Origin of the sequence: Sediminivirga luteola (assembly GCF_014639315.1) — a bacterium.
Lineage (GTDB): Bacteria > Actinomycetota > Actinomycetes > Actinomycetales > Brevibacteriaceae > Sediminivirga > Sediminivirga luteola.
Map to the genome: position 1 here is coordinate 13,937 of NZ_BMFY01000008.1, position 26,148 is coordinate 40,084.

24 protein-coding genes, 1 tRNA gene and 2 pseudogenes are annotated in these 26,148 nt (G+C 69.3%); 22 read left to right on the forward strand and 5 right to left on the reverse strand.

The genetic code is table 11. The features are described 5' to 3' along the window. The first annotated feature begins 188 nt into the window (after positions 1-188). The 8 genes from IEW13_RS09815 (at position 189) to IEW13_RS09850 (ending at position 7,812) form a co-directional block, all read left to right on the forward strand. Entirely contained in the window at positions 189-1,310 is a 1,122-nt protein-coding gene (locus tag IEW13_RS09815) for an ArdC-like ssDNA-binding domain-containing protein (protein WP_188550757.1), read from the forward strand. Further along, a complete protein-coding gene (locus IEW13_RS09820) occupies positions 1,310-2,221 on the forward strand; it encodes a bifunctional DNA primase/polymerase (protein ID WP_188550758.1) in 912 nt (303 codons plus the stop codon). Before IEW13_RS09815 ends, IEW13_RS09820 begins: the two co-directional genes overlap by 1 nt. Next, positions 2,218-2,925, forward strand: a complete 708-nt coding sequence (locus IEW13_RS09825; RefSeq protein ID WP_005053561.1) for a DUF2637 domain-containing protein — start codon at positions 2,218-2,220, stop codon at positions 2,923-2,925. The genes IEW13_RS09820 and IEW13_RS09825 overlap by 4 nt, the downstream gene beginning before the upstream one ends. After that, positions 2,922-3,389: a hypothetical protein gene (locus IEW13_RS09830; RefSeq protein WP_005053559.1), complete on the forward strand. Its 468-nt coding sequence runs from the start codon at positions 2,922-2,924 to the stop codon at positions 3,387-3,389. The genes IEW13_RS09825 and IEW13_RS09830 overlap by 4 nt, the downstream gene beginning before the upstream one ends. Before the next feature lie 89 nt (positions 3,390-3,478). Further along, the gene (locus IEW13_RS09835) at positions 3,479-4,402 is read left to right on the forward strand and encodes a hypothetical protein (RefSeq protein WP_005053556.1); all 924 of its coding nucleotides are present in this window, start codon (positions 3,479-3,481) and stop codon (positions 4,400-4,402) included. Next, on the forward strand, positions 4,399-5,412 hold the full coding sequence (locus IEW13_RS09840) for a ParB N-terminal domain-containing protein (RefSeq protein WP_005053554.1): 1,014 nt from the start codon (positions 4,399-4,401) through the stop codon (positions 5,410-5,412). The genes IEW13_RS09835 and IEW13_RS09840 overlap by 4 nt, the downstream gene beginning before the upstream one ends. Before the next feature lie 49 nt (positions 5,413-5,461). Further along, complete coding sequence (locus tag IEW13_RS09845) at positions 5,462-6,151, forward strand: hypothetical protein (RefSeq protein ID WP_043341434.1); 690 nt, start codon at positions 5,462-5,464, stop codon at positions 6,149-6,151. 17 nt (positions 6,152-6,168) lie between these two features. Beyond that, complete coding sequence (locus IEW13_RS09850) at positions 6,169-7,812, forward strand: M23 family metallopeptidase (RefSeq protein ID WP_005053547.1); 1,644 nt, start codon at positions 6,169-6,171, stop codon at positions 7,810-7,812. 45 nt (positions 7,813-7,857) lie between these two features. On the opposite strand, the gene IEW13_RS09855 is transcribed toward IEW13_RS09850, so the two are convergent. Beyond that, positions 7,858-8,766 carry a M48 family metalloprotease gene (locus IEW13_RS09855; protein WP_188550759.1) on the reverse strand — a complete coding sequence of 303 codons (909 nt, stop codon included), beginning with the start codon at positions 8,764-8,766 and terminating at the stop codon, positions 7,858-7,860. A gap of 246 nt (positions 8,767-9,012) precedes the next feature. On the opposite strand from IEW13_RS09855, the gene IEW13_RS09860 reads away from it, so the two are divergent. From IEW13_RS09860 to IEW13_RS09890, 7 genes and pseudogenes are all read left to right on the forward strand, one after another. Beyond that, positions 9,013-9,468: an Hsp20/alpha crystallin family protein gene (locus IEW13_RS09860; protein ID WP_005053543.1), complete on the forward strand. Its 456-nt coding sequence runs from the start codon at positions 9,013-9,015 to the stop codon at positions 9,466-9,468. Positions 9,469-9,930: 462 nt separating this feature from the next. Continuing rightward, complete coding sequence (locus IEW13_RS09865; RefSeq protein ID WP_005053541.1) at positions 9,931-10,197, forward strand: DUF6112 family protein; 267 nt, start codon at positions 9,931-9,933, stop codon at positions 10,195-10,197. 105 nt (positions 10,198-10,302) lie between these two features. Then, positions 10,303-10,632 carry a DUF6112 family protein gene (locus IEW13_RS09870; protein WP_005053539.1) on the forward strand — a complete coding sequence of 110 codons (330 nt, stop codon included), beginning with the start codon at positions 10,303-10,305 and terminating at the stop codon, positions 10,630-10,632. 48 nt (positions 10,633-10,680) lie between these two features. Beyond that, positions 10,681-12,090, forward strand: coding sequence for a TrbL/VirB6 family protein (locus IEW13_RS09875; protein WP_188550760.1), 1,410 nt, complete (start codon positions 10,681-10,683; stop codon positions 12,088-12,090). A gap of 6 nt (positions 12,091-12,096) precedes the next feature. Continuing rightward, positions 12,097-13,566: an SCO6880 family protein gene (locus IEW13_RS09880; RefSeq protein ID WP_188550761.1), complete on the forward strand. Its 1,470-nt coding sequence runs from the start codon at positions 12,097-12,099 to the stop codon at positions 13,564-13,566. A gap of 119 nt (positions 13,567-13,685) precedes the next feature. Further along, positions 13,686-14,054 (forward strand): annotated as a pseudogene (locus tag IEW13_RS09885) (hypothetical protein); the annotation flags it as partial. 854 nt (positions 14,055-14,908) lie between these two features. Next, positions 14,909-16,435, forward strand: a complete 1,527-nt coding sequence (locus IEW13_RS09890; protein ID WP_188550762.1) for a putative type IV secretion/conjugal transfer ATPase — start codon at positions 14,909-14,911, stop codon at positions 16,433-16,435. 106 nt (positions 16,436-16,541) lie between these two features. Here the strand turns inward: IEW13_RS09890 and IEW13_RS09895 are convergent, their stop codons facing one another. Further along, positions 16,542-17,777 (reverse strand): MFS transporter, encoded by a 1,236-nt coding sequence (locus tag IEW13_RS09895; protein WP_188550763.1) that lies wholly within the window; start codon positions 17,775-17,777, stop codon positions 16,542-16,544. A gap of 36 nt (positions 17,778-17,813) precedes the next feature. Continuing rightward, positions 17,814-18,152, reverse strand: a complete 339-nt coding sequence (locus IEW13_RS09900; RefSeq protein ID WP_005053526.1) for an ArsR/SmtB family transcription factor — start codon at positions 18,150-18,152, stop codon at positions 17,814-17,816. Between the two features lie 183 nt (positions 18,153-18,335). On the opposite strand from IEW13_RS09900, the gene IEW13_RS09905 reads away from it, so the two are divergent. From IEW13_RS09905 to IEW13_RS09930, 6 genes and pseudogenes are all read left to right on the forward strand, one after another. Then, entirely contained in the window at positions 18,336-18,863 is a 528-nt protein-coding gene (locus tag IEW13_RS09905; RefSeq protein WP_043341441.1) for a hypothetical protein, read from the forward strand. Beyond that, a complete protein-coding gene (locus IEW13_RS09910; protein WP_005053522.1) occupies positions 18,860-20,641 on the forward strand; it encodes a type IV secretory system conjugative DNA transfer family protein in 1,782 nt (593 codons plus the stop codon). The genes IEW13_RS09905 and IEW13_RS09910 overlap by 4 nt, the downstream gene beginning before the upstream one ends. Before the next feature lie 84 nt (positions 20,642-20,725). Further along, positions 20,726-21,172, forward strand: coding sequence for a single-stranded DNA-binding protein (locus tag IEW13_RS09915; RefSeq protein WP_005053520.1), 447 nt, complete (start codon positions 20,726-20,728; stop codon positions 21,170-21,172). A gap of 19 nt (positions 21,173-21,191) precedes the next feature. Next, on the forward strand, positions 21,192-21,821 hold the full coding sequence (locus tag IEW13_RS09920) for a hypothetical protein (RefSeq protein WP_005053518.1): 630 nt from the start codon (positions 21,192-21,194) through the stop codon (positions 21,819-21,821). After that, positions 21,821-22,063 carry a hypothetical protein gene (locus tag IEW13_RS09925; protein ID WP_005053517.1) on the forward strand — a complete coding sequence of 81 codons (243 nt, stop codon included), beginning with the start codon at positions 21,821-21,823 and terminating at the stop codon, positions 22,061-22,063. The genes IEW13_RS09920 and IEW13_RS09925 overlap by 1 nt, the downstream gene beginning before the upstream one ends. A 184-nt stretch (positions 22,064-22,247) precedes the next feature. Beyond that, positions 22,248-23,294, forward strand: a pseudogene (locus IEW13_RS09930) (recombinase family protein); the annotation flags it as partial. Positions 23,295-23,907: 613 nt separating this feature from the next. Here IEW13_RS09930 and IEW13_RS09935 read toward each other — a convergent pair. Together IEW13_RS09935 and IEW13_RS09940 are read right to left on the reverse strand one after the other, a co-directional pair. Next, positions 23,908-23,980 (reverse strand) — tRNA-Ala (locus IEW13_RS09935). Positions 23,981-24,049: 69 nt separating this feature from the next. Then, positions 24,050-25,072 (reverse strand): NAD(P)H-dependent flavin oxidoreductase, encoded by a 1,023-nt coding sequence (locus IEW13_RS09940; RefSeq protein ID WP_188550766.1) that lies wholly within the window; start codon positions 25,070-25,072, stop codon positions 24,050-24,052. Positions 25,073-25,213: 141 nt separating this feature from the next. On the opposite strand from IEW13_RS09940, the gene IEW13_RS09945 reads away from it, so the two are divergent. Continuing rightward, positions 25,214-26,095, forward strand: coding sequence for a LysR family transcriptional regulator (locus IEW13_RS09945; RefSeq protein ID WP_188550767.1), 882 nt, complete (start codon positions 25,214-25,216; stop codon positions 26,093-26,095). Positions 26,096-26,148: the final 53 nt, after the last annotated feature.

The following is a 26,148-nucleotide window of genomic DNA, read 5'->3' on the forward strand; positions in this document are numbered from 1 at the left end:
TCGCAACCGGTTCCGGGGTCCACTGCGCGCTCCGAGCTGGTAGTCCGGTACGGACTCGTCGGGTTCACCATTACGCCTGACGGTCACATCGTCCGTTGTCCGTCTCTCGTTGCTGGTCTTCCCGGCGTACCTGGTGGTCACCGAGGCCCAGTTCGGCCCGGTGCTCACCGTATCGGGAGGACACGACGATGGCGACGACACGGAAGCAGACCCAGGCCACGCGCGAGGCCAAGCTCGATGAGTTGCACGAGCGCCTGACTGGTGCGGTCGAACGGCTCGTCTCGGGTGAGGACTGGGCGCGGGCGCTCGCGTTCGCGGCACGGTTCAGGACCAGATCGTTTTCCAACACGCTGCTGATCTGGACACAGCACCAGGCGGCGTTCGAGACCGGCCTGGTGCCCGACCCGTTCCCCTCGTGTGTGGCCGGGTATCGCCAGTGGCAGCAGTTCGGGCGGCAGGTGGAGAAGGGCCAACCCGGCTATCAGATTCTCGCTCCCGTAACGGGCCGGTTCGCCTCGGCCAACACCTCGGACGTGGACTCCTGGCGGCGTCTGGGCAAGGGTGAGAAGCCCCGGGCCGGTGAGGTCGTGCGCACGCGGATGGTCGGTGTCCGGCCCGCCTATGTGTGGGACGTGAGCCAGACTGCCGGTGATCCGATCCCCGAACCACCGGCACCGAAGCTACTCGAAGGCGAAGCCCCCGTCGGGCTGTGGGACGGACTCGCGGGGCAGGTCGAGGCGGCCGGGTTCTCGGTGGTGCGGGTGCCGCACGAGGGCATGATCCGCGGCGCCAACGGGATGACCGACTACACCGCGAACACCGTGGCGGTGCGGGAGAACATGGACCCGGCCGCGCAGGTCAAGACTCTCGCCCATGAACTCGGCCACGTGCTCCTGCATGGCCCCGATGCCGAGGAGGCCCGTCAGCATCGCGGCATCGGTGAGGTCGAGGCGGAGTCGGTGGCGCTGATGGTCGGCGCCGCCCACGGGATGGACACGTCCGGTTACACGATCCCGTACGTCTCGACCTGGGCGGCGCGGGTGGATGACAAGGAGCCGGTCGAGGTGGTCAAGGCCACCGGGGAGCGGGTCCGCAAGACCGCGCTGGCGATCCTGGATCAGCTCGACACCGCGCAGGTCGGTGACGGCACTCCACCAGGTCTGGACCGCGAGAAACCCCAGCGCAGCGAGCCGCAGCGCGGTGAGCCGGCGCACGAACGCAACACGCCCAGGCGTCCGGCGGCGTTGGTGCCTGAGCCGGGGGTGCGTCCTGTCAGGGTCTCGGTGGCGCCGGCGGGGCGGGAGCTGTGATGGTCACCCCGGATGTGCTGACAGGTGTGTGGGCACGGGCTGCGGATGCGTCGTCATTCTCGGGGGCGGCGAGGGAGTTCGCCGACGCGGGGGTGCCGGTCTTCCCGTGCGTACCGGGCGGCAAGCGCCCGTTGACCGGGCATGGCTTCCGCGACGCCACCACCGACGGCGGGCAGGTGTCGGCGTGGTGGCGTCAGCATCCGCAGGCCAACATCGGTGTCCCGACCGGCGTGGCCTCGGGGGTGGTCGTGGTCGATGTCGATGTCCACGGCCCCATCGACGGGTTCACTGCGTTCGGCCGCGCGCAGGAGGCGGGGCTAGTGGATGGCTGGCAGCTCCTGGTCTCCACGCCCACCGGTGGGATGCACGCCTACTACCCAGCGACGCCCGGGGGCGGGCAGCGGTCGTGGCAGGCCGCTCGTGCCGGGATCGACTGCCGTGGCGAGGGCGGCTACATCGTCGCCCCGCCCTCGGTAGTGGCCGGTGAGCGAGGTCGCGCCCCCTATCGGGTGCGGCGGATCAACACTGACCCCGTCAAGCCGCTGGATGACCGGCGGTTGCGGGACTTCCTCGACCCCCGCCCCACACCAGCAACGCGCCCGACCGGCCACGTGCGCGAGGTGAACGCGGAGCGGCTGGCCGGCTGGGTCGCCGGACGACCGGAGGGTGAGCGGAATCGTGGTCTGTTCTGGGCGGCGTGCCGCCTGGCCGAGAACGGCATCCCACCGGTCGATACGTACGCCGCCCTTGCCCCGGCTGCTGAGCATGCGGGGCTCACGGCGCGGGAGGTGTCAGCGACGATCCGCTCCGCCTACCGCACCACCGGCCCGGCACCGCGAACACCCGCCGGCTCACCGTCCGAGGAACCACGTCGGAGCGTGCAGCAGGCATCAGGACGGTTGCTGTCATGACGGCGACGGACACGCTGGGGGTGCGGCGTCGTGGCCGGCGCCTCGCGGTGATCACCGCCGTGGCCGGGACGGTGCTGATCGCCTTGGGTGCGTTCTGGCTGTCCTTCACCGCGTTGGCCGATCTGGCCCGCCGCTCGGGTATCGAGGAGGGGCAGGCGTGGGCGTGGCCTCTGATCGTGGACGGCATCATCGTCGTCGCGACCGTCTCCGTCGTCGCGCTGGCAGGCCAGAGATCGGCCTGGTATCCATGGGTGCTGCTGGCGGCCGGGGCGATCGTGTCGGTGACCGCGAACGCGCTGCACGCCGTCGTGGCCGCGGACGCTGACGTGCCCGGTGTGCTGGCCGCGTCGGTGGCGGCGGTCCCACCGCTGGTGCTGCTGGCGATCGCCCACCTGACGGTGATCCTCACCCGGCCCGTCACGGAGACGACCGGACCACCAGCACTCGTCGTCGCGGAAGACGAGCCCCAGCCGCCGGCCGAGTCGCCCCGCGATGAGGAACTGACCCAGGCCGACGCGGACCGGCCGGGCGTGCGGGATCGGCGTGAAGTCGCCGCCGGACTGCGCGGGCAGGGCTGGTCGAACAAGCGCATCGCCCGCCACCTCGACGTGCACCCGTCCACGGTAGGCCGCTGGTTCACGCCCGCGCACCTCCCCGGCGAGCAAACCATCGACGACACCGGCAGCGAGGCGAGGACACCATGAGCACGACCACCGACCGGGCCCGCGAACGGGACCACCGCAAGGACCCCCGCGAGCGTCAAGATCAGGTGACCGTTCAGGACACCGGCCGTAGGGTCCCGGACCCAGCTGAGGAGACGGCGCCGGAGGCGGTACGCGCGGCCCGTGTAGCCCAACGCGATCGTGCCGACAAAGCGACGGCGGCGGATGCCGCGAGGCGGTTGCGGGGTGTGGAGTGGGTGCGGCCGACCGATCTGCTCGCCCGGCAGTCGGCGGCGGTGGCGGGGCGGGGTATCGACTTCGAGGTCGAGCTCGCTCGTCGCGCCCGTCAGTTCACCGGCCAGATGACGCGGTCCGGCGGCCGCGGTGCCGGCGAGGTCGGCAAAGCGATTAGTGAGCGTGCGCGGCGGCTGCCGGATGTGTCGGAGTTCGGCCGTGGCAGTCGGCACCAGTCGTGGGTGTCTCGTTCGGGGATCGGGCTGGGGTGACCTGACATGCGCGCCCCCACCAGCACTTCGCCGTCGCGGCCGGTGGTGTGGGGGCGCGTGTGCACCTGTCTGTCAGGAGGTGCCCGACCATGACCACGACAACACCCACCCATCCGCACACCACCGATGGCGAGGGCGGTGAGGACTTCACGACCAGCGACGGGCTGCGGACGCTGCTACTCCGGCTCCACGACGCCGGGCCAGGGGCATGGAGCCATGACCCGGTCGCCGCGGAGCTGATGGCCTACACCGCGACCAAGTACGAACCCCTCGCCCGCAAGCACGGCCTGGACCCGTGGGAGGCCGCGTCGGCGGCGTTCAAGGTGATGATCACCCGCGCCGCCCGCGAAGCACGCGACCCGTGGGCGGTGATCACGCATGCGGTGCGGATCACCTGCATCTTCGAAGAACGCGCCCAAGGACTGCTCTGCTCGGTGCACCAGGCTCGCCGCCCTCATGTCTCGGCGTTCCACGACCCCGAACGGTTCTCCGACCGCGAGAACCCCCTGACCGACTACCACCCCGCCTTCCACATCACCGACCCTCACGATCACGCCGACGCCGAGACGGATGCCGACGGGGCGGGCTCCGATGGTGGCGGGCGCGGGTCGGATCAGGCGTGCATGACGGCCGGGTCGGCAGCCGAGGACGCGATCGCCTTGTTCACGCTGCTGGGCTGGGACCCGGCCACCGCCCGGGCCGGGGTGGAGCATGTCTGCGCCGCGCTGACCAAGACCGGCACCCGCCAGGCCGCCTACGAGACGTTGCGGCGGGACAAGCACGCACGCGCCCTGCTGGACCTCCCCCGCTCCTCCTGGACCGCGCTGCTGCGCGCCTTGCTGGGCAACCCCCACCCCGCCTACGCCGCCACGACCGCGGGGCGGGGTGTGCTGCTGCGGCTGCTGATCGGCGAAACCCTGGGCGTGCTGCTACGCGACGACGACCTCATCTTGACCATCTCGCTGGCCGCGCCCGGTGGCCACGACGGCCGCCCTGGTGGTGATCGGTCGTGACCGCACCAGCCGGATACATCGAGCTGGAGCGCACCGTGGACTCGATCTCTGTGGGGCGCCGGCATCGCGGCGACCTGGGCGACATCGACGCACTCGCTGCCTCGATCGAGCGGGATGGGCTGCTGCAGCCCATCACCATCACCCCCGACGGGGTGCTGGTGTGCGGGGCCAGGAGGTTGGCGGCGATCAAACAGCTCGGCTGGCGCAAGGTCAACGTGTGGGTCCGGAGCGGGATCTCTGACCGGCTCGGGCATCTGTTGGCCGAGCAGGACGACAACGTGCTCCACAAGCCGCTGACCCAGACCGAGGCGGCCGCCCTGTATCGGGAGCTGAAGGCGCTGATGGCCGAGGACGCTGAGCGCAGGAGGGCCGCGACGCAGTTCAGCCGGGAGCGACAGCCAGGAAGCGACGGTCCCGGCGAATCGCCGGGACCGTCAGGCGCACTCGGTGAGGCGCGTGAACAGGCCGCCCGCATGGTCACCGGCACCGCCTCCTACAAGCGACTCGAACAGGTCGGCTGGCTCCAGCAGATCGCCGAGGACCCCGCCCAACCCGCGTCCCTGCGGGCACAGGTCGTCGCGGAGTTGGCGCGCATCGACGCCGGGGCTCCGGTGCATCCGGTCTATGAGGCGGTCCGGCGCGCGGTCGAGACTGCCCGAGAGCAGCGGGAGGCCGATCTGCATCAGCTCGCCGCCGACGCCCTCGCCCGCGCCAAGCAGACAAAGACCGGTAAGCGCGCGCCTCGGCCCCGCCCTGTTCCCGACGACGACGGCGAGCCGGTCCGGTATCCAGTGCGGGCATTCGTGCTCACCTGGACCGAGCTGGAGCGGTGGTGGACTCATTACGACGCCGAACAGCTCGCCGCCGAGCTGACCGATGAGCAGATCGAGTCCTTCCTTGCCACCGTCGAGGGCACCAGCCGGTTCGCCGAGGAACTGCGCACCGCCCGCGACCACCACACCACCGGCGACGAGCCGGTCCCGGTCCGGGGTCATCTACGCGCCCTCTGACAGCAGCCTTCCCGCTGAGTGCTTGGTGGCGCGTGTGCACCTGGTGGGTATGAAGACTCCCGACCTCTCCGACCAGCGGACCCGCCGCCGACTCATCACCGCCCTCACCGCGGTGGTCATCGTGCTCGTGCTCGCCGGTGTCGGCGTCTACGGCCTCCTGGCCGGACCACCCAGCCCGGGCCGGGACGATGACGGCGAGCGCCCCGGGCCGGGCGTCACCGCGCCGTCCGATCCAGTCCCCACCACGACGCCGCGGCTGCCGGTGGTGCGGTCCTCGGACGAACCGCAGGCCTTCGCCCGCAACGTCGCCACCGCGTTGTTCGAGTGGGACACCGCCTCGGGGTTCATGCCCTTGGACTACACCAGCGTGATCCTCGACGTCGGCGACCCCACCGGCCAAGAGCAGGCGGGGCTCGCTTCGGACATCGCCGCCTACCTTCCGTCCCGGGATGCCTGGCTGGAGCTGCGGCAGTACGCCACCACCCAGCACCTCACCATCGACAACACCTACATCCCCGACACCTGGGCGACCGCCGAAGAGCAGGCCCAGCCCGGCCAGCTCGCTGGGGGCACAGTCGCGGTCACGATCGAGGGCACCCGCCACCGCGAGGGCCTGTGGAACGACGAACCGGTCACGTCTGAGTATGCGGTGGCGTTCACGGTGTTCGTGGTCTGCGCGCCGACCTACGACACCTGTCATCTGCTGCGGCTGTCCCAGCTCGACAACCCCCTCCGATAGGACCGGAGGTCGTCGTCGTGTTGAAGAAGCTCGCCATCGCCGCCGGGGTCTTGGTGTTCATTGCGCCATCGCTGGTGCTGGTCGGGATCGGCGTGGTGATGAACCCCGCCCTGACCGCGACCGCCTCCTGCACCATCCCCAGCGGTTCCAACGTCACCGTCGGCGACGTCCCTGACGAACTGACTGTGACGACGGCCAATGGTGAGACGTTCACGCTCAACCGGACCCAGCTCACCCACGCCGCGACGATCATCGAGACCGGCAGTCAGATCGACGGGATCACCCGTGACGGCCTTCAGATCGCGTTGATGGCGGCGCTGACCGAATCGACGCTGCGGATGCTCGCCAACACCAGCGCCTACCCCGGGTCCGCGGACCATCCGAACGACGGGGACGGCTCCGACCACGACTCCCTGGGCCTGTTTCAGATGCGGCCGCAGTCTGGGTGGGGCACGGTCGCCGAGCTGATGGACCCCGTCTACCAGGCGCGGGCGTTCTTCGGCGGCCCCACCGGACCCAACCACCCGAGCCCCAGAGGTTTGCTGGACATTCCCGGGTGGGAGCAGATGGACAAGGGCGAGGCCGCTCAAGCCGTCGAAGTCTCCGCCTACCCGGACCGGTACCGCAACTATCAGCCGGTCGCCGAGAGCATCCTGACCACCCTCACCGGCGCCGGTGGTATCGGCCAGGCCGGCCCCTCTTCTCGCGGCGTGGCGGCAGGACCGGGGCCGCAGTCGGCCCGGGTGGTGTTCCCGCTCCCCGCAGACACCTGGGTGCTCACCAGCGACTACGGCCCACGCGTGCATCCGATCACCGGCGAGCAGAGCTTTCACACCGGCACCGACTTCGCAGCCCCCGACGGCACCCCGATCCTCGCCGCCGCCGACGGCACGGTCACCGTGGCGGAGTTCTCCGGCGGCTACGGCGGCCTCATTGTCATCGAACATGCCATCAACAGCCAGACGGTGGCGACGGCGTATGCGCACATGTGGGAACACGGCATCCACGCCACAGTCGGGGACCGCGTGGCCGCGGGCCAGCACATCGGCGATGTCGGCTCCTCCGGCAACTCCACGGGGCCGCATCTGCACTTCGAGGTCCGATCCGGCGGCACAAACGGTGAACACACCGACCCCGCCGCCTGGCTGAACACCCATGACGCGGCCAATCTGCCCGAACCCGAGACCGGAGCACCCGGCGGCGCCTGCGACCCCAGCGGCGGCACACCAGGTGGCGAGCCGGACCCCCTCGACGGCGACCCCGATCGTCTCGTGGACGACCCGACCACCACCGGGCAGATCACCGCGCGGACGCTGCACCTCTACACCCAGACGATTGCCGCGTTCCCCGACACGAGCTGGGCCTGCTATTCACCCCGACCCGGCACCGTCTCCGAACACCCCCTCGGGCGCGCCTGTGACCTGACCTTCGGCAACACCATCGGGGAGGCAGCGACCGGACCCGCGCTCGACCTCGGCTGGAACGTCACGAACTGGATGAAAGACCACGCCCAGACCCTCGGGGTGGAGTACCTGATCTGGCAGAACCAGATCTGGTCCACCGCCCGCGCCGGTGAGGGCTGGCGGCCCTACGAACGCGGCACCGACGTCACCACCCGCCACGACGACCACCTCCACGTCACCGTCCGGCCCGGGAGCTGACCGGGGGCGCCGGGTCATGGTGTCTGAGAAGCGGGTCTGCCGATGTCACCTCATGAGGTGGGAGATCCGCGCCGGCGACGCCGCCGACGTCCGGCGGCTGTGATGTCCGGCGAGTTCGCGGAGCCGCTGGACCCGGTCGCTGGTGGGCGGGTGGGTGCGGAACAGCGCGGTCATGCCGTCACCGGCCAGCGGGTTGGCGATCATGAGGTGGGCCTGAGCGGCGGATGAGCCATTCTGCGCCATGGGCATCGCCCGGGTGCCGTGTTCGATCTTCTCCAGGGCGCTGGCCAGGGCGAGCGGGTCGCCGGACAGGCGCGCGCCGTCGGCGTCGGCCTGGTACTCGCGGCTGCGGCTGATCGCGAGCTGGATCAGCCCCGCCGCGATAGGGGCCAGCAGCAGCATCAGCAGCGCGGCCAGCGGGTTTGGCGCATCCTCCTCATCGGAGCCGAAAGGCAGCAGCAGGGCAAGGTTCGCCAGCGAGGTAAGGATGCCGGCCAACGCGGCGGCGACACTGGAGATCAGGATGTCCCGGTTGCCGACGTGGGACAGCTCATGGGCCAGCACCGCACGCAGCTCCCGCGGGCTCAGCATCCGCAGAATGCCCTCGGTGACGCACACTGCGGCGTTCTCGGGGTTGCGGCCGGTGGCGAACGCATTTGGCTGCGGCATCCGGCTGACGTACAGCCGGGGCATCGGCTGCCCTGCGGCGGCTGCCAATTCGCGCACCATCGTGTACAGCTGCGGCGCCTGGCGCTCGGTGACCGGCTCGGCGGCCATGGCGGCCAGGGCGATCCGGTCCGAGGCGAAGTAGGCCACGCCGTTCATCGCCAGCGACAGCACCGTCGCCACGAGTAGGCCAGTGCTGCCACCGAGCCCGTAACCGACAGTCAGGATCAGACCGGTCAGCAGACCGAGCAGCACGGCTGTCTTCAGTCCGTTGTAGTAGCGGCGCATCGCTGAATTACCTCCCTGTTCCCCTCTTCCTCATGTCCTGTCGATGTGTACGAGTGGGCGGCGCGCCCCACGCTCACCACTGACAACACGTACGGCTCAGCCCACATTCCCGAAAGCTGAGCCGATGTGACTCAACTTCGGAATGGTGTGGCGCCTTCGTGCGTTGTGGAGGGTGACGGCGCGGACCACCGCACCGTCGAGACGTCATCGCAGACACAACGGCACGACAGTGGAGGTGAAGAAGTCATGGCACTGCCCGTACTGCGATCGAACAGCACTGCGGATCGGTGGGACCCGTTTCGTGAGTTCGAGGACCTCTACACCCAGATGGGACGGTTGATGGACTCAGCCTTCGGTCGCGTGGACCAGAGCACTGGTGGCTGGTCGCCGTTGGCCGATGTGACCGAGACCGACGACGCCTACCTGGTCGAGGTCGAGCTCCCCGGCGTCAAACGCGACGACATCACCATCGATCTGATCGGCACCGATCTGGTCGTCGCCGGAGAGCTCAAGGAGAAGGAACGCCAAGGGCTGCTACGACACCGCACTCGCCGCGTGGGCCAGTTCCACTACCGTGTCCAGCTGCCCGACAGCGTGGACGCCGACAGCGTGGAGGCGAAGCTGGAGGAGGGGGTGCTCAGCATCCGCGTCCCCAAGACCGAGATCGCCAGACCACGCCGCATCGCCATCAGTAGTTCCTGACCATTGCGGTCCGACCCGAGATGGCCCTGGCCTGTACCGGCCGGGGCCATACTCTTGCGGCACGACATCCGTTCGACCATCGCTCCAGGCGAGGGGTGACCCCGGAACCCGCCGATGAGTCTCGACAGCACGCCGGTGATAGTGGACGGACCCACGTCACCGCATCCGCCGACGCGACTTCGCTCATGTGGCCAGCAGAGCGATAGCCGTGTCAGTGCCCGGCGGCAGCCGAGGAGATAGACCGCGAACTCAGCAGCGGGTACGTCCCCGCAGCCTTGCGGGTGCCGTTGTCACGAATGCGCCGCCCATCGGGCAGCTCCACCGCACCTGGCTCGTCGGTCCACGCCCCACACCTCGACGCTAGCTGCTGACCTCCCCACCAGCGACACCGCCAGCGCACCTGGCCAGCATGAACATCTCGAACGCCTCGAACAATCGCTAGCGCCGGTTGAGCTGACCGGCATGGATGTGTTCCCCGACTTCGACAGCCTGGACGGCATCGGTGATCTGCGCGAGGTCATCGGTGCGCTGCTGACCTTCGTGCTCATCATCGCGGTGCTGATGCTGATCGTCTGCGCCATCGCCTGGGCGCTGTCGACCGCGAACGGCCACCACAGTGCCGCCACCAAAGCAAGGACCGGCGCCTGGACCGCCCTGGGCGCCGCGGCCCTGGCCGGCGGCGGGGTGGCCTGGCTGAACTGGCTGATCGACCTCGGCCAACAACTCTGAACCACACCCCACCAGCGGACCTCTCATCGGCTCCGACCGCGTGGGGCGGGTGGTGCACCTGATCGGCGAGAACCCTCTGCCTCGCGATGAAGGAGCACCCCCACGATGAGCACCCTGATCCTCGCCGCCGAAACCGCCACCGCCCTCGGCCCACTGCTGCCGATGCAGGTCGACATCAACCCCAACGACTCCGGCCTTCCCGGCATCGCCCAGCTGCGCACCATCGTCGGCGCCGTCATGACCATCGGCCTCATCCTCAGCGTCTTGGCGCTGATCGTCTCGGCGATCGTGTGGGGCTTCGGCGCCAACAGCAGCAACCCGCACCTGGCCGGTCGGGGGAAGATCGGCGTCCTCGTCTCCTGCGGCGCCGCCGTGATCTGCGGTGCGTCCGTCACATTGATCAACTTCTTCTGGGACGTCGGCCAGCAGGTCTGACCCCCACCCACCAAACCTTCTCGATCCTGCGTAAGGAAGTGATCTGCGGTGGGTGTGTGCGATATCCCCCTCGTCTCGACCGTCTGCGATACCGCCGGCGAAGCCGCCGCCTCCCTAGTCTCGGCGCCGTTCGACTGGCTCGCAGGAGCCATGGGCGCCGCCGCCGGGTGGCTGTTCGAGGCCGTCTGGACGGTCTTCGACACCACCACCCTGGTCGACGTCACGTCGCCGGAGTACGTGGCGGTCTACAACATCCTGTTCGGCATCGCCGTGTTCGTGATGCTGATCTTCTTCTGCCTCCAACTCATCACCGGCCTCATCCGCCGCGACCCCACCGCCTTGTCCCGCGCCGCCCTCGGGTTGGCGAAGTCGGTGCTGGGGTCGTTCGTGGTCATCACCCTGACCGCGCTGTTGTTGGAGATCGTCGACCAGCTCTGCATCGGCATCATCCAAGCCGCCGGCGAGACCACCGAATCCATGGGCGACAAGATCACCCTCCTCGCCGCCGGGCTGGTCGGGATCAACATCGCAGCCCCCGGCGTCGGGGCGATCATCACCATCTTCCTCGCCGGGCTGGCCATCAGTGCCGCTGCGATCGTCTGGCTCAGTCTTCTCGTGCGCAAAGCGCTGCTGCTGGTCGCGATCGTCCTCGCGCCGCTCGCGTTCTCCGGGGCGTCGTGGGACGCCACCAAGGGGTGGATCAGCAAGTGGGCGATGTTCGTCATCGCCCTCATCGTCTCCAAACTCGTCCTGGTCGTGATGTTCCTCGTCGCCATCACCCAAGTCTCCGCACCCATCGACGGCGACCTGGCCTCCGTGGCGGACCCGATCGCCGGGATCGTCCTCATGGCGATGGCCGCCTTCGCCCCCTATCTCACCTACAAGTTCCTGTCGTTCGTCGGGTTCGACATGTACCACGCGATCGGGTCCGAACAGGACGCCAAGAACGCCCTCAACCGGCCCATCCCCACCCCCGCCAAGCCCGGAAGCAACGGGAACGAGCCCAAGAAGATCCTCGACGACAACACCGGCGGCGGGGACAACGGCGGTGGCGGCGGTGGTGGGAAGAAGCCACCGGAGCCGAAGAACCCCGCGCCCGCAGGCAGCGGGACGGCCGGCGCCGCTGGCGGCAAGACCGCAGCAAGTGGTTCCGCCGGAGCAGGTGCGGGCGCCGGTGCCGGGGCCGGTGCCGCGGCGGCTGGCCCCGCAGCCGCGGCCGTCGTGGCGGCGAAGGTCGCCAAAGACGCCTCGACCGCCGGACCCAAAGTCGGCACGGCCCTCGGCGGGCAAGGTGAGGCCGCCGCCGGTGCCGCCGGCCAAACCGGCAACACCCCACCGGCCACGCAGGCACCCCCGCCCTCGACGCCACACCCCCAGGCACCCACCAGCGGGCCGTCAGAGGGGCGTCCGCCAAAGCAACCCCCGCCGCCGGCACCGAAGCCGACCGGGAAGGAGTGAAGCACTGTGCCCACGAAGCAGAACGATCGCGCCACGTCGTCGGAATTGGAGCCGGTGAAGTTCTCCCGCCTCACCCGCCGCGGGGTGTTGTTGGGGCTATCGTTGTCGCAGCTCATCACCCTCGCCACCGGCATCCTCTCGGTCGTGGGGGCGCTCTACGCCGGTGGCGGCATCCTCCTCGCCTACACCGCACCCATCTGGGTCATCGCCGCCGCCTTGACATGGACACCCATCGCCGGACGGCCCGCGGTCGAATGGCTGCCAGTCGCGTTCTGGTGGCTCTGGCGCTCCACCGGCGGACAACTCCTGTATCGCCGCCGCATCGTCACACCCCGCCCCGTCGGCACCCTCGCCCTGCCCGGCGACATGGCCAGGCTGCGCGAATACACCGACCCCGACACCGGCGCGGGCATGATCCACGACCCCCACGCCCAGACCCTCACCGTCGTCTGCGAGGTGACCCACCCGGCGTTCGTCCTCCTCGACCCCGGCGAGCAGGAACGCCGGGTCACCTCCTGGGGCCGCGTCCTGGCCACCGTCTGCCGCTCCGGACGCATCGCCACCTTGCAGGTCTTGGAGCGCACTCTGCCCGATTCGGGGACCGGCCTCGCGGAATGGTGGGCCGCTCACGGCACCGCCGACGACACCTGGGCCGCGACCACCTACGCCGAGCTGATCGACCGCGCCCGGCCTGCCGGAGAACGCCACGCCACCACCCTGTCGCTGTCGCTGGACATGAAGAACGCCGCCCGCCAGGTCAGGACCGCCGGCGGCGGCATCCGAGGCGCCGCCGCCGTCCTGCGGCAAGAGATGTCCACCCTCCTCGCCGCACTCCGCTCAGCCGACCTCACCACCACCGGGTGGCTGTCACCGGGCGAGATCGCCGTCATCCTCCGCAGCGCGTATGACCCGGCGATCGCCGCCACGCTGGAACGTCACGGCGAACTCGGCCAATCCCTCGCCACCGCCGGGCCGGTCGCGGTCAACGAGTCCTGGACCCGGCTGCGCACCGATTCCGCCCACCACGCAGTGCTCTGGATCAGTGAGTGGCCCAGGTCGCTGGTCTATCCCGGCTTCCTGTCACCGGTTCTCCTCTCCACGGGCATTCAGCGGTCGTTCTCGCTGATCTGCACCCCGATGCGCTCCGACCAAGCCGCCAGAGATATTCGCAAGAAGAAGGTCGAGCACATCTCCGATCAGGCGCAGCGGGCAAAGATCGGGCAGATCGAAGACGCCGCCCAGACCGCCGAGTACCAGGACGTGCTCCAGCAGGAAGCCGACCTCACCGCAGGACACGGAATCCTCAGATACACCGGCCTCATCTCCGTCTCCGCCCCGACAGTGGAGGAACTGGAAGCCGGGGTCGCGGCGATCGAGCAGGCCGCCATCCAAGCCTCCTGCGAAACCCGGCTCCTGGTGGGCCAGCAGGCCGCGGCGTTCACCGCCGCCGCACTGCCGCTGTGCCGCCGCGTCTGACCGCACACAGCCGCCGGCCCCGGTCCAGTCATGGCGGTGGAGTGCTGCGCGCACCTGAGGGGTGAGCCCGAACCACTGGGCTCACCCCTCTCTGTTCGCTCACCGTCTTGGAGGCTGCGATGCCCACCTTCCGCGACCCGCTCGCCGATGCGGCCGAAGCCTCCGAGGCACTGCGGGGCCTGGCCCACGCCTCCCGCGTGTTCGATGACCCGGCCGACACCTACACCGTGTTCGGTGACCTCGTGGCCGGTGTCCGCTCGCTGCGCCAAGTCCTCGACCAGCTCGCCGCCACTCACCTGAACGCGCGGGATCGCGCGTTCGACGACAACGGCAACGCCGCGGCCGGCGCGGCGTCCGCGCTGGCCGCGGCCGACGAGTTGCACCAGGCCGGCACCCTGCTCGATCGGGCCTACGACCGGCTCGACGCGGCGTTCTCCCACTCCGGAAGGATCGCCTGGCACCCCGAACCGGTCATCGATCGAGAAGCCGCGCGGGAGCGGTTGGCCGCCCGGCTCGGCGGCGACCCGACGATCACGACCGTGCAGGCCGGGACGCTCACGTTGACGGTGTGGCCCGATGCGCCGGTGGGTGAACACCAGCGCTACGCCTACCGGATCACCGACACCACCACCGGCCAGACGGTGGAGGGCCGGGACCTGTTCACCGGCGCCGGCACCCCCGTCGACCCCCGCCACGCCCTCCGTGATCTCGCGACCTTTCTGAGCGCCGCCGGTCAGGCCCGCCAGTACGCGCTCGACCAGTCCGGGAGCAGCCCGGAGCACGAGGGCCTGTTCCCGGTGTGGGTTGCCGAGGCCGCCCGCACCAACACTGACGCCCTGGCCGAGCTGAGCGAGCACGACCACTCCGAGCCCGAACAGGCGGTGGGGCGGCGCTGGCTGAACGTTGCTTTCCTCCAGGGCGAGGAGGCCGATGCGGTACGCGATCTGATCGACCGCGACGGCGCCGAAGCGGCCATCGCGCACCTGAGCGGGTACGACTATGGCGAGGAGACCACTCAGGCGGCCCTGGAGAACGGGTACGTCTACGACGACCAGCCACCTACCGGCAGCGCCGACCGGACCGTCCAGGACGGCCGGTATGCGCTGACCTACAACCACGGCCTTGGGCATGTGGGCCTATACCGGGAGTTCGACACGCCACCCGATCCCGCACTGCACGAGGCCGAGCAGCCGGCCTCGGCGGTCGTCCACGAGCAGCCACACCACGCGCCCGTACCGGCTCGGGAGGCGTCGGCCGCCCGGCGCTCTGCCCTCGGCGCGGACCGTGACTGGTACGCCAGTCCAGCCAGTGCTCCCACCGGTTCCCCGCGGGGGTTGTCGCTGTGACCGGCGCCGAACGGGAGCGGCTGCACACCTCGGTCCTCGTCGCCCCCGCCAAGGAGCGCCGCCGGCTGCGCAAGCAGCGCAGGCAGGCAGCGGCGAGGCTCCAGGCCGAACAGCACGCCGCCGAGAAGGCCGCCGCACGCGCGAAGGCCGTGGCTGAGCGGGCCGAACGTCGCGCCACCCGCTACCTGCCCGCCGCCGGTGAACCCGGACCCGCCGCTCTCAGATCGCCGGGCCGGTTCCGGCTCCCGCGCCATCAAGACACCTCCGCGACCCTCGCCGGGGCGTATCCTTTCATCGCCGAAGGCGGCCTGGGCTCCGACGGGGTGTTCGTCGGCCAAGACCTCTACTCCGGCGGATCGTTCGTCTACGACCCCTGGGTCTTGTATGCCCGCGGGATCATCACCGCACCCAACGTGGTGCTCGCCGGGATCGTCGGCTCCGGCAAGTCCTCCCTCGCCAAGTCCCTGTACACCCGGTCCCTGCCGTTCGGGCGCCGCGTCTACGTTCCCGGTGACCCCAAAGGAGAGCACACCGCGGTCGCCGAGGCAGTCGGAGGCCGGGCGATCGTGCTGGGCCACGGCCTGAACACTCGGCTCAACCCTCTCGACGAGGGCCACCGACCGGGCGGCCTCAGCGATGAGCAGTGGAGGACGACCGTGGCCGCCCGTCGCCGCGACCTGATCGGTGCGCTGGCCGAGACGGTGCTGGCGCGGGGGTTGACGCCGTTGGAGCACACCGCCATGGACCTCGCGTTGACTGTCACGGTGCGGGAGAACGACGTGCCGATCCTGCCCACCGTCGTCGACCACATCCTCAACCCCAGCGCCTCAAGGGCGGACGCTGACGACAGGTTGGCTGAGGACGGCCGACTCGTCGGCCACGCCCTACGCAGGCTCGTGGCCGGAGACCTCCAAGGGCTCTTCGACGGACCCTCCACCGTCACTTTCGACCCGTCACTGCCGATGATCAGCCTCGACCTGTCGCGGGTCACCGAGAACTCAACGCTCATCAGTGTGTTGATGACCTGCTCCAGCGCGTGGATGGAGTCCGCCTTGCTCGACCCGAACGGTGGGCAGCGGTGGGTGATCTACGACGAGGCCTGGCGGCTCATGTCCCACCCCGCCCTGCTCAAGCGGATGGACGCGCACTGGCGGCTCGCTCGTCATTACGGGATCGCGAACATGCTGATCTTCCACAAGCTCTCCGACCTCGACAACGTCGGCGACGCCGGATCAGCCATGCGTTCCCTCGCCAACTCCCTCCTGGCCAACGCGGAGACGCGGATCGTGTACCGGCAAGAATCCGACCAGCTCGGCCCCACCGCCACCGCCCTGGGACTCACCGGCACCGAACAGAACCTCCTTCCGGCGCTGGGGGTGGGTCAGGGGTTGTGGAAGATCAAGTCCAGGAGCTTCGTCACGCAGCACCAGTTGCATCCGGCTGAGCTGGAACTCTTCCGGACCGACGCCCGCTACCTCGGGGAAGCCCACAGGTTCAGGAATCGTGTTGACACGAGCGAGTGAACATGAGGGCTGTGACGCAGTGCTGTGCGGTGAGGGTATGGGCTCGCTGAGCGAGCGCACACGCGTGTTGTCTACTGCCGTCGCGTGCGGTCTGGGTGAGTCTCAGTCATGAACCTCGCTGCTCGGCGGTCTTTGAGGAGTCCGCGCTCGTGCGCCAGGTGAGAGCGGTGAAGAGCGCGCCGAGGATGCCAAGACCGACGAGCACGAGCGCGATGGGAGGAAGCCCGATCGCTGCGCCGAGGATCCCGGCCAGGGGGTAGGTGATGAGGAAGCAGGCGTGGGAGAGGGAGAACTGGGCGGCGAACACCGCCGGCCGGTTGTGCGCGGAGCTGTTGCGGCGCAGGAGTCTGGCCGAGGGGGTCAGAACGGCGGAGGTCGCCGTTCCGAGCAGGAACCACATGATCAGCAGGACAGTCCATTGCCCGGTGTGCTCCATCCAGGCCATGACGGCGGCCGCGGCCAGCAGCAGGATGGGCAGGGCGATGCCGCCGGTGAGCATCACGCCCCGGTCGGCCACGGTGTCGAGGAGCTTGGGCACGACGAGCGCGACGAGCATGGAACCGGCGCCATAGGCGCCGAGCATGAGGGCGACGTCGGGCTGGGGGCGGTCGAGGTGTCCCTGGACCAGGACGACGGTGTTGACGATCACCATGGCCGTGGTGGTGGCCACGACGAGGTTCAGGCCCATCAGTCCGCGCAGCTCGGTGCTGGCCCAGAAAGCGCGTGCCCCGCGGGTGAGCCGGTCGAGGAATCTCGTCGGCGGCGGGGTCTCGATGTGCGGGAACCGGCAGGCGATCACCAGGACCGCCGAGACGCAGAACCCGGCCACGGTTCCGACGAAGAGCTGGTGGTAGCCGACCACGGTCAGCAGCGCGGCGGCGAGCATCGGGCTGAGCAGCGATTCCAGGTCATAGGCCAGACGCGACAGCGACAACGCCCGGGTGTACTCGCCCTCATCGGGCAGCACCGAGGGGATGACCGCCTGGAACGTGGGCGTGAACGTCGCGGAGGCGGACTGCAGCAGAAAGATCAGAACGTAGATGTGCCATGCCTCGGTCACGAACGGCAAAGACATCGCGACACCGGCCCGGATCAGATCGGCGCCGACGAGCACCGGCTTGCGAGGAAGGCGTGCCAGCACAGCGGTGGTGAGCGGGGCGACGGCGACGTAGGCGATCATCTTGATGCTCATCGCCACCCCCAACACGATCCCGGCGTCACCGCCGGCGATATCGAAGGCGAGCAGGCCGAGCGCGATGGTGAGCACTCCGGTGCCAAGCAGGGCGATGACCTGCGCACTGAACAGCTTGGCGTAGGTCGGGTGCCGAAGGACGTCGATCATCAGTGCCTCACGACTCGCCCGCGAAGAACAGTGTCGTCACGAGCTCGGCCCGTGGTGGTGCGGGGGGATCTGTCCGCCCGCGACAGCGTGTTCGGCCTGCTTGATCGCCTCGGTGACCACGGCAAGGGCGTGCTCATCGGCGAGGCGGTACAGCACACGGGTGCCTTCCTGCCGGGTGGTGACCATCCGCGCCATCCGCAACCGGGCAAGATGCTGGGAGACCCCGGAGGGCTTCTTGCCGACGATCTCGGCCAGCGCGTTCACCGGCAGCTCATCGGTCTGCCGCAAAGCGAGCACGATTCTAATCCTGGTCGGATCAGACAGGATGCCCAGCACCTCGGCCGCCAGGTCCACGAACTCCGACGACGGGTCCATTCCACATTGCTTACTATCCGCGTTCATACGCAGATACTAATACTACTGGAGTGGTTTGGTATGCCGTCTTGCGGCAATCCCAGGTCGCGACCTGGGTGACGGTGTGCACCTCAGCGGCATGGAGCCGTTTGAGACGACCGAGATTTCACGGATACGGCACGCCTGATGAAGGGTCGCCGCCGCATGCCAGAACGCATCGCCGATGAGGCGCCAGTCGTCGTGCCGCACGTGATCATCACGGTGACCGGGGACGGCGGCCTGGACGTCACCGTCGACGGGACCCCGTTCCCGCCACCGCCAGACGCTCCTCAATGGACACGCAGCACTCTCGGGCGCCTGCTCGACGCCATCACGAATGACCGCACCGTCACGGTACGAATCGAGGTCCGCGAAACCGACGGCTCCGTGTTCACCGACCTCATTCAGGCCAACGCGCCCAAACAGTCAGAACCGCCAGCCCCCCGGCTGCCGAAAACCCGCCGTAACCACACCAGGCGGCTTGGACGGGTGGAAGTTGCCTACGAGGGGTTCGTGCCCGGTGAGGATGTCGCGGTCGCGCTGATCGTCGCTCACACCGACGCCACCGGCACCGGCCGCGCTCGCGCCCTGATCGACACCAGCCACCTCGCTGATCTGCTCGACAAGGGCACCGGTGAGGTCGTGCTGTTGGGCCGGGTCTCCGGAACCCTGCACGTCCGGCGGCTGTCATGATGAGCGGGCAGCGGCAGACCGGGGGCATGGGCGATGAGCTGACCAACGCCGCCATCGTTGCCCTGATCGGTGCGTTCGGCTTCGCGCTCGTCCTGCGCGCGGCAGGATCGGTGGCGGCGTTCCTGACCGGCACGCCCCAACCCACCGCCGGACCAGCTTCCGGGCTCGGTGTGCTGTTCAACCCCACCGACCCCGCCACCGCGCTCGACGCCGACGGACTGAACCCGGTCGCCTACTGGATCATCACCGGGCTCATGCTTGCGACCCTCACCGCTGCCGGGGCGTGGATATGGGTGCGACTCAGGCGCCATTCCAGGAAAGCCGAGACCAACCCGCGACGCCTGGCCGGGACCGCCACCGCCCACGAGGTAACCCAGACCGCCTCGGCCAAGGCGCTCTTGAAGCGCGCCTCGACGCTGCGCCCTTCGCTGAAGGGCCCGGCTCCAACCGAGGTCGGATATCTGCTGGGCCGCTCACGCGGGAAGCCGGTGTGGGCCAGCGTGGAGGACTCGATCCTGCTCATCGGCCCGCCCCGATCGGGCAAAGGCCTCCATGTGGTCATCAACGCCATCCTCGACGCCCCCGGCGCCGTCGTCACCACCTCCACGCGGCCGGACAACCTCACCGTCACCCTCCGCGCCCGCCAACGCGACGGCAGGCCAGTGGCGGTCTTTGACCCCCAACATCTCGCCGAGGGCATCCCCGCAGGGATGCGCTGGTCACCCATCCGCGGCTGCCACGACCCGCTCACGGCGATGATCCGCGCCACCGGACTGGCCGCCGCCACCGGGCTCTCCGCCGGTGGGGTTGAGTCCGGCGGGTTCTGGGAAGGCAAGACCCGCACCGCCCTGCAAGCCCTCCTGCACGCCGCCGCCCTCGACGGACGACCACCCTCAGAGCTGTTCCGCTGGACTCTCGACCCCACCGCCGCCGCAGAAGCCGTCGCCGTCCTCACCAACACAACCCACGCAGCGACAGGGTGGGCCGACTCCCTCGGGGCGATGATCGACTCTGACCCCAAGACCCGCGACTCCATCTGGCAAGGCGTCGCACTGGCCCTCGGAGCCCTGGCCGACCCTCGGGTGCTTGATGCGGTCTCACCGCGGGCTGGTGAGGACTTCGACCCCGAAGCCTTCCTCCAAGCCCGAGGGACCCTCTACCTCCTCGCCACCGGCGCCGGCGCCGGCGCCTCCGCTGCGCTGGTGGCGGCGTTCGTCGAAGACCTCGTCGAGACCGCACGCCGCATCGCCGCACGCTCGCCCGGCGCACGTCTGGACCCGCCGCTGCTGCTGGCGCTGGATGAGATCGGCAACCTCGCCCCCTTGCCCTCCCTGCCAACGCTCATGGCCGAAGGCGGCGGCACCGGCATCACCACCCTGCCAGTGCTCCAGTCATTGGCTCAGGCGCGAGAGAAATGGTCCGACAACGCCGCCGGAGCCATCTGGGACGCCTCCATCGTCAAGATCATCCTCGGTGGCGCCTCCAACTCCCGCGACCTCCAAGACCTCTCCACCCTCATCGGCGAACGCGACGAGTACACCGACTCGGTGACCCTGGGCGATCACGGCACCCGCTCCAACCAACGCTCCATCCGCCGGGTGCCGATCCTGCCGCCAGACCGAATCAGGACACTGCCGTTCGGCACCGGGGTGACCCTGCTGCGCTCAGCACCCCCGATCGTCACCGACCTGCGCCCTTGGCCCTCACGTCCTGACGCGGCTCAGTTGACGGCCGATCGGGCCGAGGTCGAGGCGCTGCTGCGCGGCCCCGGCTCGTAACCGGGGCCTGGGGTTGCCTGTGCACCTGCCTGACATCAGCGGCTCCGATCGGCGGGGTCGCGTGAGTGTCAGGAGGAGAGTCAGATGGCTATCCGCACCCAGGAGTCGTTCTCCGGGTTCATCGCCTCGGACCCCCAACTCAGCCAGACCTCGAAGGGTGATCCTCGGTTCTACGCCCGGGTCGGCAAGGAGCACTTCCGCCGCGAGGACGACGGATCGTTCACCCAGACCGAGACGACCTATCACCATCTGGTGATGTTCGGCCGGCCGGCCGAACACGCGCATGACCGGTTCACCAAGGGCGACAACTTCATCGCCGAGGGCTACACCCGCGAGGTCAACTACGAACGCGACGGCCAGGCAGTCGAGAGCGAGGAGTTCGTGGCCAAGAAGATCGGTCACGACACCGCCCGCACCCGTTATGAGGTTGACCGCACCCCACGCCGCGCAGCGGCGGAGCGGGACGCGGCCGCGTTCGAGCCACCGTCCCGGCCCGCCCAGGCACCGCAATCCACGGCCATCGGCCTGTGAACGCCGGGAGCCGAGCATCATGACTGACACCCCCGAGGCCGATCCACCCGGCGCCGACCCGACCAACGGTGAGGGGCCGGAGTTGGATGAGCCGGATGTGTTCGACGGTCCGCCGCGCGTCAGCGACGCCGATGTGCCCGAGATGCCGCACCCGGTGAACTGGAACCTGCTGTCCGCGCATGACCTGGAAACCGAATGGCTCGCGCTGAACCGGTGGGTGGACTGGTTGCGCCACACCTACGGACTTCCCGTCAGCGTGCTGCCGCCGTTCTGGCACCACCACCCCGAACTGGTCTGGGAACTGTCCGCGCTGCACCTGCACTGGCTGGGTGCCTACGACCCCGAGCAGAATGCTTCCGCGGCGATCGGCTGGCACCGCGACTTCGCCGACGCCCGCGCCCGCCTCCGGGACTGGGTGGCCGCCTCGGGCACCCGGATCGATCGTGACCGGCCCACCCGGCAGACCACCTGGCCGGGCGAAGAACCCGGACCGCCGGTGGAGGATGTGGTGATCGCCGACCGCGACGCCGAGTTCGTGGAGTTCGTCCACGCTCAGGTCCGCAGACGCCAGGAGGCCGAGGACGAGTTCTACGCCAGCCTCGACGACGACCTCGATGTTGACCCGGTCACCGGGGAGGTGCGGGAGTGATGGGCGGCTACATGAAGAAGACCGACCGGCGCCGCTACGAAGACCGCTCCTTCTCCGTCCGGGCCGTGCACCGGGACCCGGCCGATCTGCACAAGCTCGCCGAGGTGCTGATCCGGTTGACCTTGCAGGAGACTGGCCGCAGCCGCGCCGACCGCCGCGCCGCCGAACCACCTGAGACCTACCGCGACCCAGCCGCAGCCCTCCGCTCAGCGGCGAGTGTCGCAGGCCCGTTGGTAGAATGACACCAGCAAGCCTCGCGTACGCGGGGTGTTGTGGTCCCAAACCTCACCCGCACGGGTGGGCAACACGCACCGTGACCCGGTCGGGTCTCGTCCTACAGCCACACCGATGGCTGCTCTCACGATCAACACTCCTCCCAGGCGTCTGGGAGCGCGAGGGTCGAATCGCGTGAGAGGCAAGGACCCGATGACCACCACAACGACTGCTACCGATCCAGCCGGCAGCCTGATCGACCCGCCCACCAGCACCGCGGTCGCGATCTCCTACCTGCGGGTCTCCACCCGTGAACAGGCTTCCAAGGGCGGCACCGACGAAGGCTTCTCCATCCCCGCTCAACGCGACGCGGTGCGCCGCAAAGCCGACCAGCTCGGCGCGGCGATCGTGGAGGAATTCGTCGACGCCGGAGCCTCGGCCAAGTCCGCCGACCGGCCCGACCTAATGCGGATGATCCAGTACGTCAAGACCAACAAGGTCGCCTACTGCATCGTCCACAAGGTCGACCGGCTCGCCCGCAACCGCGCCGACGACGTGACCATCCACCTCGCCCTCCAACAGGCCGGAGTCATGCTCGTCTCGGCGACGGAGAACATCGACGAGACCCCCTCGGGGATGCTGCTACACGGGATCATGTCCACCATCGCGGAGTTCTACTCCCGCAACCTCGCCACCGAGGTCACCAAGGGCATGACCCAGAAGGCCATCAGCGGTGGCACCCTCGGCAAGGCACCGATCGGCTACCTCAACGTCCGCACCCGCGACGACCAAGGCCGCGAGGTCCGCACCGTCGAACTCGACCCCGAGCGAGCGCCCCTGATCGAGTGGGCGTTCAAGGCCTACGCCTCGGGGAACTGGACCGTCAGCCAGCTCCACGACGAACTCACCTCCCGCGGACTGGTCAGTCTGCCCACCCCGAAGCGGCCGTCGAAGCCGCTGGCGGTCTCCTCGGTACATCGCCTGCTGACCAATCCCTACTACAAGGGCGATGTCGTCTACCGCGGCACGCGCTACAAGGGCACCCACCCCGCCCTCGTCCCACCCGAGGTCTGGTACCAGGTCCAGTCCGTGCTCACCGCTCACAAGACCGCCGCCGAAGCCACCCAGGTCCACGACCACTACCTCAAAGGCACCATCCACTGCGGACAATGCGGGTCCCGGCTGATCGTCTCCAACGCCAAGAACCGACACGGCAACGTCTACTGCTACTTCGTGTGCTCCGGCCGGCACTCCAAACGCACCGACTGCACCCGCGGCGCGATCCTGATCGAAGACGTCGAGAAGCTGATCGAGGACTACTACACCCGCGTACAGATCAGCCCCGCCCAGCGCGACGCACTCTCCGGGATGCTCCACCACGAGTTCGACCGACTCATGGCCGCCGAGACCGACGAACTCGAACGCCTCACCACTCACCGAGACCGGCTCGAACACGAACAAGACCGGCTCATGCAAGCCCACTACGCCGACGCCATCCCGCTGCCCGTCCTCAAACGAGAACAAGACCGCGTCCTGGGCGAACTCGACCGCCTCAACCGGCGTATCGACGCCCACCACGGCGACTACGCCGACGCCCGCGCTCACCTCGACGACGCCCTCGGACTCCTGGCCAACTGCGCCGACATCTACCAACGGTGCGACGACGCCAACCGGCGCCTGTGCAACCAAGCCTTCTTCACCAAGGTCTACATCGACGAAGACAACGAACTCCGCGTCGAGAACAACCGACCCTTCGAGATGCTCCTCGACCCCGAGGTCAACGCCAATGCCCTCAACTGGACCCAGAACGGCAACAAGGCCCGAACCCCAGCCAACGATTCCATTGGCAAGGGTTCGAGCCTTGTGCGCGGGGTGGAGGTAACGGGATTCGAACCCGTGACCTTCTGCATGCCATGCAGACGCGCTACCAACTGCGCCATACCCCCGTGCCGGCTTCCCGGCGACCTGATCAATAGTAGCGGACCCCGGGGCGGACGCAAAATCGATGAGCGCCGTCACAGGTCCTGTGCCAGCCACCGGATCACCTCGCCTGCCGGACCGGTCCGCGCCTGCCGGTATCCGGTGCCGGCCCAGAGGTGCAGCCGCTCGGCATCGCCCGCCGCTCCTGCCGCCTGACGCAGTGCGCGCGTGAGGTGGTGGACGGCCGGGTAACCGACCGGTGCGGCGTCCTGGTGCCGGTCGATGAACCCGTTGCGCAGTGCCCGGGCGGGCCTGCCGGTGAACGCGCGGGTGAGAACCGTCTCCCTCGTCCCTTCCGCCAGGGCCGCGCGGTGCGTGGGGGAGGTGCCGGCCTCGTCGGTCCGCAGGAGCAGCGTGCCCACGGCGACGGCCTCGGCTCCCGCATCGAGAACCGCCCGGAACGACACCGGCCCGTCGACGCCCCCTGCCCCCACCACCGGAAGCCCGGTGGCAACGCTGATCTGCCCGACCAGCTCGGCGGTCGGGACCTCTGCCGGCAGGCAGCCAGGATCGTGAATCGCGCTGTGGCCGCCCGCTCCCGGGCCCTGGACGACGAGCCCATCGGCGCCCGCCTGCTGCGCGGCCCGTGCCTCCTCGGGCGTCGTGACAGTGGCGAGCACGCGTGCGCCGGACAGTTGCAGAGCGGCGATGTCGCTCTGATCGGGCAGTCCGAAGGTCAGTGACACCACGGGCACTTGCAGCGACAGCAGCAGTTCGAGCTTGGCGTCCCAGGAATCGTCGTCCCAGACCGGCGCGGGGTCCAGCTGCAGACCGAACTCGTCGGCCTCCGGCTGCAACCGCCCCGCATAGCCGGTGAAAGCGCTCAGATCCGGGCTGCGGCCTTCCGGTACGAACAGGTTGACGCCGAAGGGGGCATCGAGCCCGCGCATCTCTTCGATCTCCGAACGCAGGGCGTCGACGCTCTTGTAGCCGCCGGCGAGGAACGGGAACCCGCCCGCTCTGCTGACGGCTGCCGCGAGGGCGGTAGTCGTCGGTCCGCCGGCCATGGGCGCGGCCACGATCGGCAACCGGGAATCGAGCAGACGGGATCCTGTCATGACGTGGCCTCCTGGTGACGAACGGTGGCGCGCGGCGGGGACTCCTGCCGGGACAGACCGGTCCTGCGCGCTACGAACGACCCTACGCAGCCGGGACCGCACGCGGAATTGCCGGTGCCGGAGCATCTATGCTTGGGAGTTATGGATCTTCAGCTGCGGCACCTGCGGGCGTTCAGCGCGGTCGCCGATGCCGGTTCCTTCACCGCCGCGAGTGCCCGGCTGAGGATCACTCAGCCCGCTCTGTCCCGTACCGTGCAGCAGCTCGAATCGTCTCTGGGCGTCCAGCTGTTCGAGCGGACGTCGCGCACGGTCGAGCTGACCGCCGCCGGCCGCGACTTCCTGCTCCGCGTCCGTGCGGTTCTGCACGACCTCGACCACGCCGTGGCCGATGTGCGGCGCGAGCGGATCCTGAGAGTCGGCTTCTCCTGGGTGCTGCCGGACCCCTGGGCTGCGGAGAAGGTGGCTTCGTTCGAGGCGGCCACCGGGGCGCAGGCGGATTTGCTGCGCCGGGACGACATCGACGCCGCGCTCCTCAGCGGTGAGGTGGATGTGGCGCTGATCCGGCACGAGACCGTCCCCGACGGGGTGGCCGTGCGGACGTTGCTCAACGAGCCACGGGTGGCGGCGGTGAGCAGCCGTTCGCCGCTGGCGGCTCTCGACCGGATCGACTGGCTTGAACTGGGCACGCATCCGGTCGTGGTCAACACCCTCAACGGCAATACCCGCCCCGGGCTCTGGCCGCCGGGCAAGCGCCCGCCGCGCACGGTGGAATGCCGCAACTACGACGAGTGGATCGCCCTGATCGCGGCCGGCCGCGGCGTCGGCGCGACTGCGGCCTCGGCCGCGGGCAGCTATCTGCACACCGGCATCGTCTACATCGCGCTCACCGGCGCCCCACCCGTCCCCTTGAAACTCGCATGGCTGCCGCGACGCCGTAGCCCGCTCATGCGCAGCTTCATGGAAGCGGTCACCGGCCCGGCGCCGGCAGGGTCTTCACGCAGAGCAGCCCCAGAGGCGGAATGAGGCCCCGGCGAAGGCCCGCACCCCCGGGCTGAGACCACGGAGCCGGCACAACA